Origin of the sequence: Pseudomonas sp. REST10, from assembly GCF_029542605.1 — a bacterium.
GTDB lineage: Bacteria > Pseudomonadota > Gammaproteobacteria > Pseudomonadales > Pseudomonadaceae > Aquipseudomonas > Aquipseudomonas khazarica.
In genome coordinates, this window is sequence record NZ_CP035677.1 from 3,624,162 (window position 1) to 3,636,707 (window position 12,546).

Below are 12,546 nucleotides of genomic sequence, written 5' to 3' on the forward strand. Positions count from 1 at the left end.
TTCCAAGCCCATCATCCTGATGAATCGCTTCTTGCGATGTTCCTGATCATCGTCCTGATGACCTGTGCTTATCCCTAAGCACGGTTGTGATATTAGCCGCTACAGACTTCCCTGCAAGCCGGCAAAAACCGCCCTCATCCAGTTCCTGAAAATAAAAATACGTTCAAAAACAATGAGTTAAAAAATAAAAAGACAAAAACAAGAGGCAGCCGCCCCAAACGCTGACAGCGTCTGTAAGTGATGACTTACACGGGGACGCAGAAAAAACCCGGCCGAAGCCGGGTTGGTGATCGAGGCGAACGCTACTGGAACAGTGCGTCGCTCGAAAGGCCATTCTTTTCGAGAATCTCGCGCAGACGCTTGAGCGCCTCCACCTGGATCTGCCTGACCCGCTCGCGGGTCAGACCGATCTCCTGTCCCACCTCTTCCAGCGTACAGCTCTCATGGCCACGCAAGCCGAAGCGGCGCACCACGACTTCACGCTGCTTGTCGGTCAGGTCCGAGAGCCACTGGTCGATGCTCTGCGACAGGTCATCGTCCTGCAGCAGCTCACACGGGTCGGTCGGACGATCGTCGGTCAGGGTGTCGAGCAACGTCTTGTCCGAGTCCGGACCGAGCGAGACGTCCACCGAGGACACCCGCTCGTTGAGGCCCAGCATGCGCTTGACCTCACCCACCGGTTTTTCCAGCAGGTTGGCAATTTCTTCCGCTGAAGGCTCATGGTCGAGCTTCTGGGTCAGTTCACGAGCCGCACGCAGGTATACGTTGAGCTCCTTGACCACATGAATCGGCAAACGGATGGTTCGCGTCTGGTTCATGATGGCCCGTTCGATGGTCTGGCGGATCCACCAGGTCGCATAGGTTGAAAAGCGGAAACCACGCTCCGGATCGAATTTCTCCACAGCGCGAATCAACCCCAGGTTCCCCTCTTCGATCAGATCGAGCAGAGAGAGGCCGCGATTGACGTAACGCCGAGCGATCTTGACGACCAGGCGCAGGTTGCTCTCGATCATGCGCTTGCGCCCGGCAGGATCGCCCTTCTGCGCCAGACGCGCGAAGTGCACTTCCTCTTCGGGTGTGAGCAAGGGAGAGAAACCGATTTCGTTGAGGTAAAGCTGAGTGGCGTCGAGCGCCCGGGTGTAATCGATGTACTTGTGCTGCTTGGAGGGAGCGGCGTTCTTGGTCTTGGTACGCGCGACCGGTGCTTCCACCTCATCGCCCTGAACCTCGCCCAAGACGATACCCGGCTCCATGAGGAGCAGCTCATCGTCGACGTCAAACTCCGGCGCTTCTTTTTTTGTGAGAGCCATTGTTGTTGTCCCTAGCTGAGTTCGACAACAGACTCTGGCGGAACCGTCCTGGCCATACCTGAGCCCGTCCCTCCCACGAGATGGAACGAGTCAGCGGCGGATCAACGACGTGGCAGGTATTGCAGTGGATCGACAGGTTTACCTTGGCGGCGAATCTCGAAGTGCAGTTTCACCCGGTCGGCCCCTGTTGATCCCATCTCGGCAATGCTTTGCCCGGCTTTGACCTGCTGCCCCTCCCGTACCAACAGCCTGCGGTTGTGACCGTAGGCACTTACGTAGGTGTCGCTGTGCTTGATGATGATCAATTCGCCGTAGCCCCGCAAACCACTCCCGGCGTACACCACCGACCCATCAGACGCAGCTAAAACAGGCTGTCCTAATTCCCCGGCGATATCAATGCCTTTATTCAAACTACCGTTTGAGGAAAAACGGCTGATCACCGAGCCCTGCGTTGGCCAGGCCCAGCCACTGGCCGAGCGACTCACGGGCGTTACAGGTGTCGTGGCAGGCGTGCTGGCGACAGGCGGCTTGGCCGGTTTGGTCGCGGGCGGCGCGGTGACGGGAGTAGCAGGCTGAGCCGGCCTGCTGGTTGTCGGCGTGCTGCTGCGAACGGGGGTCGACGCCACCGGCTGGCTGGCCAGGGCGCGATTGTCGAAGCGAATGATCTGGCCGACACGGATCAGATAGGGATCACGCAGGCCATTGTGGGCAGCCAGGGCCTTCCAGTCCCAACCGAAGCGGAAGGCGATCGAGTACAGGGTGTCGCCGCGCTGCACCACGTAGTGACCACTGCGCACGGGCTGACGCTGAATCACCGGCGCCCGCCCCTGGTTCTGCCCGCGCTCCACCACCTGCACGCCACCGGGGGGCGAACTGACGCAACCGGCCAGCGCGGCAACGGCGAGCGTGACCAGTGGCAGGCGCAGCGCCATGGTGGCGCGAAGCAGAACGTGAACGACGGTGCGACTCACCCGATGGCCCCCTGAATGATTCCGAGTACGGCGTATTGTGCCGTATTTATTCGGCGCGACCAGCATCGGCGGGTTGACGCTGTGCCAGCCACTCCAGGCCCAGCACCAGCACGATCCCGCCAATTGCCAGCAGCACGGCAATCAGCAGCTGTGCATCCTGGCCGCTGATCTCGGCAAAATGCCCGGGCAGCAGGTTGTGCTGCAACAGCGGCACCTGCTCGCCCTTGCTGTCGATACGCCAGGTGAGCGTCTCCTTCCAGGGCCAGACCTTGTTCAGCGAACCGAGCATCAGGCCACTGAGAAAGGCCAGGCTCAGATCACGCCAGCGCGCCAGCAGCCAGCTGAGCAGCCGGGCGAAGCTGAGCAACCCGAGCAGGCAGCCGGCGGCGAACACGCCCAGCACCAGTAGGTTGAGGTCCTTCACCGCCCCCAGCACCACCGAGTAGAGCCCCAGCAGCAGCAGGATGAAGCTGCCGGAGATTCCCGGCAGGATCATCGCGCAGATGGCGATCGCCCCCGCCAGGAACAGGGTCGGCAGGTCGCTCCCCCAGTGCATCGGGGCGGCCACGGTGATCCAGTAGGCGAACCCCAGGCCGAGCAGGAAACTCAGCACCCGCGTCCAGTTCCAGCGCCCGATCTCGCGCCCCACCAGGTAGGTGGACACGAGGATCAGACCGAAGAAGAACGACCAGACCGGTATCGGGTGATGCTTGAGCAGGTAGGTGATCAGCCGTGCGAGGGTGAGGATGCTGGTCAGAATGCCGCTGAACAGCACCAGCAGAAAGGTCGCATTGGCTTTCTGCCAGGCGTCCTTGATACGGCCGCGCAGCAACAGCAGAAGCGCATCGGGAACGCTGGCGATGGAGCGCAGCAGCTCGTCGTAGATGCCGCTGATGAAGGCGATGGTACCGCCGGAGACGCCAGGCACCACATCGGCAGCGCCCATGGCCATGCCCTTGGCGTAGAGCAGGAAATGTTTCTTCATGGATCCTTCCAGAACGATAAAGCGGTCAGGCCAGTGGCCCGTTGAGTAACGGCACGAAACGCACGGCATCGAGAACGTGTCGGGAAAAGCCCTCCTCCTCGCGCACGATCAGCAGCAGTTGCTGCACGTCGCCGCTGCCGACCGGTATGACCAGGCGACCACCCGGTGCCAGCTGGTCGAGCAGCGCCTGCGGTACCTGCGCAGCGGCGGCGGTGACGATGATGCCGTTGTACGGGCCCAGCGCATTCCAGCCCTCCCAGCCATCGCCCCAGCGAAAGACCACGTTGCGCAGGCTGAGTTCGACGAGGCGCTCCTTGGCGCGCTCCTGCAGCCCCTGAATGCGCTCCACGGAGAACACCCGCTCGACCAGCTGCGCCAGCACGGCGGTCTGGTAGCCGGAACCGGTGCCGATCTCCAGCACCTTGTCCAGCGGCCCGGCGGCCAGCAGCAATTCGGTCATGCGGCCGACCATGTAGGGCTGGGAAATGGTCTGGTTGTGACCGATGGGCAGTGCGGTGTCCTCGTAGGCGCGGTGCGCCAGTGCCTCATCCACGAACAGATGGCGCGGTGTACGGCGGATCACTTCCAGCACCCGCGCGTTGGACAATCCTTCCTCGTAGAGGCGCTGAATCAGCCGCTCACGGGTGCGCTGCGAGGTCATGCCGATCCCGCTGCGCTGCATGTCGTCCTGTCCACGCATCAGAAGATTCCCTCCAGCCAGCCGTCCATACTTTCGAGGGCTTCATTGAACGTCCGGTCGAGCCGCAGCGGCGTGACCGAAACGTAGCCTTGCATCACGGCGTGGAAGTCGGTGCCCGGGCTGCCATCCTCGACATCGCCCGCGGCCGCGATCCAGTAGCCTTCCTTGCCACGCGGATTGACCGCCTTGACCGGCGCCGGCGCGCGGGCACGGTGGCCCAGACGGGTCAGCTGCACGCCGCGGATATGCTCGAGCGGCAGGTTCGGCACGTTGACGTTGAGCACGGTACGCGGCGGCAAGTCGAGCTGCGCGTGCGCCTCGACCAGCTTACGGGCGAAATAGGCGGCCGTCGGCAGGTTGTCGGGCAGGCGCGACAGCAGCGAGAAGGCAAACGCCGTCTTGTCCAGGAAACGCCCTTCCAGCGCAGCGGCGACGGTGCCGGAATAGAGCACGTCATCACCCAGGTTCGCCCCCAGGTTGATACCGGAGACGACCATCTCCGGCGTCTGCTCGAGCAGGCCGTTGATGCCCAGGTGCACGCAGTCGGTCGGGGTGCCATTGAGGCTGATGAAGCCGTTGGGCAGCGCCACCGGATGCAGCGGACGGTCGAGTGTCAGCGCACTGCTGGCACCACTCTTGTCTTCGGCCGGCGCAACCACCACGCACTCGGCGTAATCGGCCAGCGCCTGGTGCAACGCGGCGATACCGGGTGCGTTCACCCCGTCGTCGTTGGAAATCAGAATTCGCATGGAGTATCCGTCTGCCCTGTCGGCATGAGGTCGACGAGCTCGCGCACCACGACGGTGGCGAAACTCCCGGCCGGCAGGACGAATGCAAGTTGCAGAATATCGGGTTCCGGATAATGCCACGTAAGGCTCTGAATGGGGAGGCGCAGAATGCGTCGTTCGTGAGCCATGCCCGCCTTGCTCAACCAGGCGAGCAGAGCCGGCTCCTCACTGCCGACCGCCTGTTCCAGCTCGTTCACCGCCTGCGCGGTCGGGGGCAGCCCTTCGCCCCAGAGCGGCCCGGTGGGGTGCAGATCGAGGATCGCCAGGCGCGGATCCTGGCACTCGGCCTCCCCGGCCATGAAGAAGCTGCGGCTGGTGGTGAAGGCCAGCAGATCGCCGACGCACGCCTGGTTCCAGCTCCCTGCGGCGACCCGCTCGGCCAGCACGCGGTTGAACAGGTAGCTGCGTGCCGAAGACAGCAGCCGCGAACGCAGGTTGCGCTGCACCGGCAGTTCCTCGCGCTCGGCATGGCGCCGCGCCTCCAGCAGGTTGCCACCGTCGAAGCCGAAACGCTGCAGCCCGTAATAGTTGGGCACGCCCTGCTCGGCGATCTGCCGCAAGCGCTGCTCCAGCGCCTCGCGGTCGGCCTGCAGCGCGGTCAGGCGCAGGATGAAGCCGTTGGCCGAGTGGGCACCGCGCTGCAGCTTACGATTGTGCCGCTCGCGCTTGAGGATGCTCAGCGTCGGGCTTTCGGCGGCCGCCAGATCGGGGTCGACCTTGCCTGGCAGGTGCAGGCTGAACCATTGACGGGTGAGTGCCTGGCGATCCTTGAGGCCGGCATAGCTGACCGCCTTGAGGGGCAGCCCCGCAGCGCGGGCGATGCGACGGGCGGCATCCTCGGTGTTCAGGCCGCGCTTCTCCACCCACAGCCAGAGGTGTTCACCCTGGCCGGTGAGCGGAATGTCCAGCACTTCATCGACCTGGAAGTCCTCGGCCGTGGCCTTGAGCACGGCGCGCCCGCAGGCCTCGCCATGGGCGCGCGGGCCCAGCAATTGCCGCTCGTTCATGCCTTGACCAGCAAGGCCACGGCATGCACCGCGATCCCTTCCTCACGCCCGGTGAAGCCCAGCTTCTCGGTGGTGGTGGCCTTGACGTTGACCTGGTCCAGCTGCACGCCGAGATCCGCAGCGATGCACGCGCGCATGGCCTCGATGTGCGGCGCCATCTTCGGCGCCTGGGCGACGATGGTGGCGTCGACATTGCCCACCGCGAAGCCCTTGGCTCGCACCAGGCCCATCACGTGACGCAGCAGCGCCCGGCTATCGGCGCCCTTGAAGGTCGGATCGGTATCGGGAAAGTGCTTGCCGATATCACCCAGCGCCACCGCGCCGAGCAGGGCGTCGCTCAGTGCGTGCAGCAGCACATCACCGTCGGAATGAGCGACGAGACCGAACCTGTGGGGAATCCGCACGCCACCGAGGGTGATGAAATCGCCATCGCCGAAGCGGTGTACGTCATAGCCATGACCGATACGCATAAAGAACAACGCCCTGAAAAAGTCAGGGCGCAATTCTAACCGGTTTGCCGGCTCGCTCGGATGAAATCCGCTCGACTCAGGCCTGAGCCAGTGCCTGCACATGGTGGCGCAGGTGATCCTCGATGAAGCTGGCGATGAAGTAGTAGCTGTGGTCATAGCCAGGCTGCAAACGCAGGGTCAGCGGATGGCCGACCGCCCTGGCAGCCGCCTCCAGCGCCTCGGGCTTGAGCTGGTTCTCGAGGAAATCGTCACGATCGCCCTGATCCACCAGAATCGGCAGACGCTCGCCGGCCTCGGCCAGCAGCGCACAGGCATCCCACTCCTTCCAGCGCGAACGGTCTTCGCCGAGGTAGCGCGACAGTGCCTTCTCGCCCCAGGGGCAGTGCATCGGATTGCTGATCGGCGAGAACGCCGACAGCGAGCGGTAGCGCCCCGGGTTGCGCAGCGCGCAGACCAGCGCACCATGCCCGCCCATGGAGTGGCCGGCGATGCCACGGCGGTCGGACACCGGGAAGTTGGCCTCGATCAGCGCGGGCAACTCCTGCACCACGTAGTCGTGCATGCGGTAGTTGCGCGCCCAGGGCTCCTGGGTAGCGTTGACGTAGAAGCCCGCGCCCTTGCCGAAGTCCCAGGCGTTGTCCGGGTCACCCGGCACATCGTCGCCACGCGGACTGGTATCCGGCGCCACGATCACCAGCCCCAGCTCGGCGGCCAGGCGCTGCGCCCCGGCCTTCTGCATGAAGTTCTCGTCGGTGCAGGTTAGCCCGCTCAGCCAGTACAGCACCGGCAGCCTGCCGCCCTGCTCGGCCTGCGGCGGCAGGTAGACGGCGAACACCATGTCGCAACCCAGGGTGGTGGAACGGTGGCGATAGCGCTTGTGCCAGCCACCGAAACTCTTCTGGCAGGAAATGTTTTCCATAAGCCCCTCCGGACAGCGTCAGGCCACAAGCGACAGGCCACTGGTCGCTTGTAGCTCGTCGCTTGCCGCTATCAGAAATGGATGACGGTACGGATGCTCTTGCCTTCGTGCATCAGCTCGAACGCCTCGTTGATCTCGTCCAGACCCATGTTGTGGGTGATGAAAGTATCCAGCGGGATTTCACCCTTCTGCGACTTCTCCACATAGCCCGGCAGCTCGCTGCGGCCCTTGACGCCACCGAAGGCGCTGCCGCGCCAGACACGACCGGTGACCAGCTGGAACGGACGGGTGCTGATCTCGGCACCGGCCGGTGCCACGCCGATGATGGTCGACTCGCCCCAGCCCTTGTGGCAGCACTCCAGCGCGGCACGCATCAGTTGCACGTTGCCGATGCACTCGAAGCTGTAGTCGACGCCGCCGTCGGTCATTTCGACGATGACGTCCTGGATCGGCTTGCTGTGCTCCTTCGGGTTGACGAAGTCGGTCAGGCCCAGCTCGCGGGCGACCGCTTCCTTGGCCGGGTTGATGTCGATACCGATGATGCGCGAGGCCTTGGCCATCTTGGCGCCGATGATCGCCGCCAGGCCGATGCCGCCGAGACCGAAGATGGCCACGGTAGCGCCCTCTTCCACCTTGGCGGTGTTGAGTACGGCACCGATGCCGGTGGTCACGCCGCAACCCAGCAGGCAGACCTTGTCCAGCGGCGCTTCCTTGGGGATCACGGCAACCGAGACTTCCGGCAGCACGGTGTACTCGGAGAAGGTCGAGCAGCCCATGTAGTGATAGATCGGCTCGCCGTTGTAGCTGAAGCGGGTGGTGCCGTCCGGCATCAGGCCCTTGCCCTGGGTGGCACGCACCGAGCTGCACAGGTTGGTCTTCTGCGACTTGCAGAATTTGCACTCGCCGCATTCGGCGGTGTACAGCGGGATCACATGGTCACCGACCTTGACCGAGGTCACGCCCTCGCCGACCGCCTCGACGATGCCGCCACCCTCGTGCCCCAGCACGCAGGGGAAGACCCCCTCGGAATCCTGGCCAGACAGGGTGTAGGCATCGGTGTGGCAGACGCCGGTGGCGACGATGCGCACCAGCACTTCACCGGCCTTCGGCGGCTCGACATCGATCTCGACGATCTTCAGCGGCTCGTTGGGGCCGAATGCGACGGCAGCGCGGGACTTGATCATGGAAGCTCTCCTGAGCGTGAGTGAACGTGGCGAGCAGTCTAGATCAAGCCAATAAAGAGATAATCAGAGAAATATCAAAACATTATTGCTACACAGGGATAATATGCCGCCTGCTGCTGACAGCTGCTCGCGGATCACCCGCCAGCCGGCACGCGCAGCCCGATGGAGAACACATGAATCGCTGGGAAGGACTCGACGAGTTCGTCGCCGTTGCCGAATGCGGCCAGTTCAGCGCCGCCGCCGAGCGCCTGGGCCTGTCCACCTCCCAGGTCAGTCGCCAGGTGGCGCGCCTGGAAGATCGCCTGCAAAGCCGCCTGTTCTACCGCAGCACCCGGCGTGTGGCGCTGACCGAGGCCGGCCAGCTGTTCCTGCAGCATTGCCAGCGCCTGCAGGATGCTCGCGAGGAGGCCCTGCGCGCGGTTGGCGATCTGGGGGCGGAACCCAAGGGCCTGCTGCGCCTGACCTGCGCCGTCGCCTATGGCGAGCGCTTCATCGTGCCACTGGTGAACGACTTCATGGCCCGCCACCCCCAGCTGCGCGTGGAAATCGAGCTGAGCAACCGCCAGCTCGACCTGCTTCACGAGGGCCTGGACCTGGCCATCCGTCTGGGACGGCTGCAGGACTCGCGCCTGATGGCCGCGCGCCTGGCACCTCGCGAGATGTACCTGTGCGCGGCGCCGGAGTACCTGCAGCGCTATGGGCGCCCGCATTCGCTGTCGGAACTGGCGCGGCACAACTGCCTGATCGGCAGCAGCGACCACTGGGGCTTTGCGGAAAACGGCCGGGAAACCCAGGTTCGCGTGCAGGGCAACTGGCGCTGCAACAGCGGTCAGTCGGTACTCGACGCCGCGCTACGCGGTTTCGGCCTCTGCCAGCTGCCGGACTACTACGTACTCGAGCACCTGCGCAGCGGGCGCCTGGTGTCGCTGCTGGAGCAGCACCGTCCGCCGAACACCGCGGTGTGGGCCCTCTATCCGCAGCAGCGTCACCTCTCCCCCAAGGTCCGCCAGCTGATCGATACCCTGCGCTCCGGCCTCAGCCAGCGCGCCGAATACCGTGTGCCGAGCTGACGCCACGCTGAACGGTCATGGAATGTCACAAGCCGGCGGGAAACTCGGACGCGGCAACAGCGTCGTAACCAGGAGCCTCGCCGACGGGGCTTCGCCACTCATCAGCATGAGGACATGGTTATGCAGGTTCTGGTCAACAGCGGTAAGCACGTTGCCTCCTCGATGGCCCTGAAGGACGATATTCGCAGTCGCGTGCAGGCCAAGCTGCAACGCTACGAAGACCATCTCACCCGGATCGAACTCCACCTCTCCGACGAAAATGCGCTCAAGAACGGCCCACAGGACAAGCGCTGCAAGGTGGAAGCGCGGATGAAGGGCCGTGACCCGCTGACGGTTTCCCACGATGCCGCCGAGTTGCAGCAGGCCATCGACGGTGCGGTGAACAAGCTGACCCATGCACTGGAACGCAACCTCGGCAAGGATGCCAAGCGCTGGGCTCACTGAGACTCAGCGCGGCTCCGACCACAGGACCTGCAGATACTGCAGGTCTTCCGGGCGGGTCACCTTGAGGTTGTCCGCCCGCCCCTCGACCAGACGCGGCGCCAGTCCGGCCCACTCCATGGCCGACGCCTCATCGGTGATCGCCACCTGCGCCCGCAAGGCCTGCGCCAGTGCCTGGCGCAAGGCGCCGAGGCGAAACATCTGTGGCGTATAGGCTTGCCAGATCACGCTGCGATCGACGGTTTCCTGCACCCTTCCGTCGGCGCCGGCACGCTTGAGGGTATCGCGGGCGGGCACCGCCAGCAGACCACCGACCGGGTCGTCGGCCAGGCTGTCCAGCAGGCGTTGCAGGTCTTCCAGAGCCAGATTGGGACGGGCAGCGTCATGCACCAGCACCCAGTCGTCGTCGGCCGCGCCTTCGTTCTTCAGGGTTTCGAGGCCGGCCAGCACCGAATCGGCGCGCTCACGCCCACCGGCAGCCCGGCGGATGCGCGGATCGCTGGCGACGGCCAGCGCGGGCCAGTACGGATCGTCGGCCGCCAGGCTCACCACCACCCCACGCAGAGCGGGATGATCGAGAAAGCGCTGCAGCGTATGCTCGAGAATGCTGCGACCGGCCACCTGCAGGTACTGCTTGGGACGATCTGCGGCCATGCGCGCGCCGATACCGGCGGCTGGAATCACCAGCCAGAATCTCGCGCTCATTCGGTCAGCAGGTAGAGGGTCTCGCCCTCTTTGAGCATGCCCAGCTCCTGGCGTGCACGCTCTTCGACGGTCTCCATGCCGCGCTTGAGCTCCATCACCTCGGCCTCGAGGATACGGTTGCGCTCCAGCAGGCGCTCGTTCTCGCCGCGCTGCTCGGCAATCTGCTGCTGCAGACGACTGACCTGGGCAAGACTGCCCTCGCCGACCCACAGGCGATACTGCAGACCGGCCAGCAACAGGATCAGCACGATGAACAGCCAGTACGGACTACGCATGGAGCGGCGGCTCGCGAAATGAGTCATCGGCATGGTAGGGGCTGCGTTCATGCTTGAAAAGAAGCGGACTGATGAGTGACATGGGTTTTAAGGTCCTGCATCCGTGCAATGGTTCCCTGATGGCGACGAGGCGCCCACGAAAAAGGGCGACTTGCGTCGCCCTTTTCCAAAGCCAAACGATCTTGCGAGTCAGCGTCCTGCCAGGAAAAACAGGTGCGGAAGCGGAGTTTACTGAAGCCAATGAGCATGAGTCACTCCACTCCCCCTTCGGGCCGCGCTGAGGCGGCTTGCCGAACCTGTTCCTGACGCTGCAGGAGCGACGCGCAACAGGCCGTTGTCAGCCGCGGAACTCGGCGCGGCCGTTGTACGCGGCCTTGCCACCCAGCTGCTCTTCGATGCGCAGCAGCTGGTTGTACTTGGACACGCGATCGGAGCGGCACAGCGAACCGGTCTTGATCTGGCCTGCGGCAGTGCCCACGGCCAGGTCGGCGATGGTGCTGTCTTCGGTTTCGCCGCTGCGGTGCGAGATCACGGCGGTGAAGCCGGCGGCCTTGGCCATCTGAATGGCTTCCAGGGTCTCGGTCAGCGAGCCGATCTGGTTGAACTTGATCAGGATCGAGTTACCGATCTTCTCGTCGATACCACGCTTGAGAATCTTGGTATTGGTGACGAACAGGTCGTCACCGACCAGCTGCACCTTGGCGCCGATCTTGTCGGTCAGCACTTTCCAGCCGGCCCAGTCGGACTCGTCCATGCCGTCTTCGATGGAGATGATCGGGTAGCGCTGGGTCAGACCGGCCAGGTAGTCGGCGAAGCCCGCGGCGTCGAACACCTTGCCTTCGCCTTCCAGGTCGTACTTGCCGTCCTTGAAGAATTCGCTGGAGGCGCAGTCCAGGGCCAGGGTCACGTCGTCACCCAGCTTGTAGCCGGCGTTGGCCACGGCTTCGGCGATGGCGGCCAGCGCGTCTTCGTTGGACGCCAGGTTCGGCGCGAAGCCACCCTCGTCGCCCACGGCAGTGTTCAGGCCACGGGCCTTGAGCACGGCCTTGAGGTGATGGAAGATCTCGGCGCCCATGCGCAGGGCATCGGCGAAGTTCTTGGCGCCGACCGGCTGGACCATGAATTCCTGGATGTCGACGTTGTTGTCGGCGTGCTCGCCGCCATTGATGATGTTCATCATCGGCACCGGCATGGAGTAGACGCCCGGCGTACCGTTGAGGTCGGCGATGTGCGCGTACAGCGGCACGCCCTTGGCCTGGGCAGCGGCCTTGGCGGCAGCCAGGGACACGGCGAGGATGGCGTTGGCGCCCAGCGAAGCCTTGTTCTCGGTGCCGTCGAGTTCGATCATCGCACGGTCCAGCGCCTGCTGATCGGTCGCGTCCTTGCCCAGCAGCAGGTCGCGGATCGGGCCGTTGATGTTGGCCACGGCCTTCAGTACGCCCTTGCCCAGGTAGCGGCTCTTGTCACCGTCACGCAGCTCCAGCGCTTCGCGCGAGCCGGTGGAGGCGCCGGAGGGTGCGCAAGCGCTGCCGACGATGCCGCCTTCGAGGATGACGTCGGCTTCCACGGTGGGATTGCCACGGGAGTCGAGAACCTCACGACCCTTGATGTCGACGATCTTTGCCATTCTTGTTAACACTCCAATAGTTGACGGTAAGACGGCAGCAGCGGGCTGCGCGAGACCGCCGCTGCCCGCAGGCAGGTCGGCGGCACACTCTGAC

At 64.4% G+C, this 12,546-nt stretch carries 15 protein-coding genes; 2 read left to right on the forward strand and 13 right to left on the reverse strand.

Features of this window, described 5'->3' with window-relative positions:
- Positions 1-302: 302 nt before the first annotated feature.
- The 9 genes from rpoS to EWH21_RS17120 form a co-directional block, all read right to left on the reverse strand.
- Positions 303-1,310, reverse strand: a complete 1,008-nt coding sequence (gene rpoS, locus EWH21_RS17080; RefSeq protein WP_037053828.1) for an RNA polymerase sigma factor RpoS — start codon at positions 1,308-1,310, stop codon at positions 303-305.
- A 101-nt stretch (positions 1,311-1,411) separates the two neighbouring features.
- Positions 1,412-2,242, reverse strand: coding sequence for a peptidoglycan DD-metalloendopeptidase family protein (locus EWH21_RS17085; protein ID WP_277700630.1), 831 nt, complete (start codon positions 2,240-2,242; stop codon positions 1,412-1,414).
- Between the two features lie 85 nt (positions 2,243-2,327).
- Positions 2,328-3,266 carry a DUF368 domain-containing protein gene (locus EWH21_RS17090; protein ID WP_037053825.1) on the reverse strand — a complete coding sequence of 313 codons (939 nt, stop codon included), beginning with the start codon at positions 3,264-3,266 and terminating at the stop codon, positions 2,328-2,330.
- A 25-nt stretch (positions 3,267-3,291) separates the two neighbouring features.
- Positions 3,292-3,927, reverse strand: coding sequence for a protein-L-isoaspartate(D-aspartate) O-methyltransferase (locus EWH21_RS17095; protein ID WP_167494371.1), 636 nt, complete (start codon positions 3,925-3,927; stop codon positions 3,292-3,294).
- Between the two features lie 38 nt (positions 3,928-3,965).
- Positions 3,966-4,715, reverse strand: coding sequence for a 5'/3'-nucleotidase SurE (gene surE, locus EWH21_RS17100; protein ID WP_037053820.1), 750 nt, complete (start codon positions 4,713-4,715; stop codon positions 3,966-3,968).
- Complete coding sequence (gene truD, locus EWH21_RS17105; protein WP_277698907.1) at positions 4,703-5,761, reverse strand: tRNA pseudouridine(13) synthase TruD; 1,059 nt, start codon at positions 5,759-5,761, stop codon at positions 4,703-4,705. Before truD ends, surE begins: the two co-directional genes overlap by 13 nt.
- Positions 5,758-6,231: a 2-C-methyl-D-erythritol 2,4-cyclodiphosphate synthase gene (ispF, locus tag EWH21_RS17110; protein WP_037053815.1), complete on the reverse strand. Its 474-nt coding sequence runs from the start codon at positions 6,229-6,231 to the stop codon at positions 5,758-5,760. The genes truD and ispF overlap by 4 nt, the downstream gene beginning before the upstream one ends.
- 76 nt (positions 6,232-6,307) lie before the next feature.
- Entirely contained in the window at positions 6,308-7,150 is an 843-nt protein-coding gene (gene fghA, locus EWH21_RS17115; protein WP_277698908.1) for an S-formylglutathione hydrolase, read from the reverse strand.
- A gap of 71 nt (positions 7,151-7,221) precedes the next feature.
- Positions 7,222-8,334 (reverse strand): S-(hydroxymethyl)glutathione dehydrogenase/class III alcohol dehydrogenase, encoded by a 1,113-nt coding sequence (locus EWH21_RS17120; protein ID WP_037053808.1) that lies wholly within the window; start codon positions 8,332-8,334, stop codon positions 7,222-7,224.
- 173 nt (positions 8,335-8,507) lie between these two features.
- Between EWH21_RS17120 and EWH21_RS17125 the strand changes: the two genes are divergently transcribed.
- Complete coding sequence (locus EWH21_RS17125) at positions 8,508-9,404, forward strand: LysR substrate-binding domain-containing protein (RefSeq protein WP_037053805.1); 897 nt, start codon at positions 8,508-8,510, stop codon at positions 9,402-9,404.
- A 120-nt stretch (positions 9,405-9,524) separates the two neighbouring features.
- Complete coding sequence (locus tag EWH21_RS17130) at positions 9,525-9,848, forward strand: HPF/RaiA family ribosome-associated protein (RefSeq protein ID WP_037053803.1); 324 nt, start codon at positions 9,525-9,527, stop codon at positions 9,846-9,848.
- Between the two features lie 3 nt (positions 9,849-9,851).
- On the opposite strand, the gene ispD is transcribed toward EWH21_RS17130, so the two are convergent.
- From ispD to eno, 4 genes are all read right to left on the reverse strand, one after another.
- Positions 9,852-10,550 carry a 2-C-methyl-D-erythritol 4-phosphate cytidylyltransferase gene (gene ispD, locus EWH21_RS17135; RefSeq protein WP_152489208.1) on the reverse strand — a complete coding sequence of 233 codons (699 nt, stop codon included), beginning with the start codon at positions 10,548-10,550 and terminating at the stop codon, positions 9,852-9,854.
- Entirely contained in the window at positions 10,547-10,825 is a 279-nt protein-coding gene (locus EWH21_RS17140; protein ID WP_037053844.1) for a septum formation initiator family protein, read from the reverse strand. The genes ispD and EWH21_RS17140 overlap by 4 nt, the downstream gene beginning before the upstream one ends.
- Positions 10,826-10,872: 47 nt before the next feature.
- On the reverse strand, positions 10,873-11,073 hold the full coding sequence (locus EWH21_RS17145; protein ID WP_134677477.1) for a hypothetical protein: 201 nt from the start codon (positions 11,071-11,073) through the stop codon (positions 10,873-10,875).
- An 89-nt stretch (positions 11,074-11,162) separates the two neighbouring features.
- The gene (eno, locus tag EWH21_RS17150; RefSeq protein ID WP_134677476.1) at positions 11,163-12,452 is read right to left on the reverse strand and encodes a phosphopyruvate hydratase; all 1,290 of its coding nucleotides are present in this window, start codon (positions 12,450-12,452) and stop codon (positions 11,163-11,165) included.
- Between the last annotated feature and the right edge of the window lie 94 nt (positions 12,453-12,546).

Coding starts and splice junctions, on each gene's coding strand:
- rpoS (WP_037053828.1), bottom strand. CDS start 1,310: ATGGCTCTCACAAAAAAAGAAGCGCCGGAGTTTGACGTCGACGATGAG.
- EWH21_RS17085 (WP_277700630.1), bottom strand. CDS start 2,242: ATGGCGCTGCGCCTGCCACTGGTCACGCTCGCCGTTGCCGCGCTGGCC.
- EWH21_RS17090 (WP_037053825.1), bottom strand. CDS start 3,266: ATGAAGAAACATTTCCTGCTCTACGCCAAGGGCATGGCCATGGGCGCT.
- EWH21_RS17095 (WP_167494371.1), bottom strand. CDS start 3,927: ATGACCTCGCAGCGCACCCGTGAGCGGCTGATTCAGCGCCTCTACGAG.
- surE (WP_037053820.1), bottom strand. CDS start 4,715: ATGCGAATTCTGATTTCCAACGACGACGGGGTGAACGCACCCGGTATC.
- truD (WP_277698907.1), bottom strand. CDS start 5,761: ATGAACGAGCGGCAATTGCTGGGCCCGCGCGCCCATGGCGAGGCCTGC.
- ispF (WP_037053815.1), bottom strand. CDS start 6,231: ATGCGTATCGGTCATGGCTATGACGTACACCGCTTCGGCGATGGCGAT.
- fghA (WP_277698908.1), bottom strand. CDS start 7,150: ATGGAAAACATTTCCTGCCAGAAGAGTTTCGGTGGCTGGCACAAGCGC.
- EWH21_RS17120 (WP_037053808.1), bottom strand. CDS start 8,334: ATGATCAAGTCCCGCGCTGCCGTCGCATTCGGCCCCAACGAGCCGCTG.
- EWH21_RS17125 (WP_037053805.1), top strand. CDS start 8,508: ATGAATCGCTGGGAAGGACTCGACGAGTTCGTCGCCGTTGCCGAATGC.
- EWH21_RS17130 (WP_037053803.1), top strand. CDS start 9,525: ATGCAGGTTCTGGTCAACAGCGGTAAGCACGTTGCCTCCTCGATGGCC.
- ispD (WP_152489208.1), bottom strand. CDS start 10,550: ATGAGCGCGAGATTCTGGCTGGTGATTCCAGCCGCCGGTATCGGCGCG.
- EWH21_RS17140 (WP_037053844.1), bottom strand. CDS start 10,825: ATGCGTAGTCCGTACTGGCTGTTCATCGTGCTGATCCTGTTGCTGGCC.
- EWH21_RS17145 (WP_134677477.1), bottom strand. CDS start 11,073: ATGCTCATTGGCTTCAGTAAACTCCGCTTCCGCACCTGTTTTTCCTGG.
- eno (WP_134677476.1), bottom strand. CDS start 12,452: ATGGCAAAGATCGTCGACATCAAGGGTCGTGAGGTTCTCGACTCCCGT.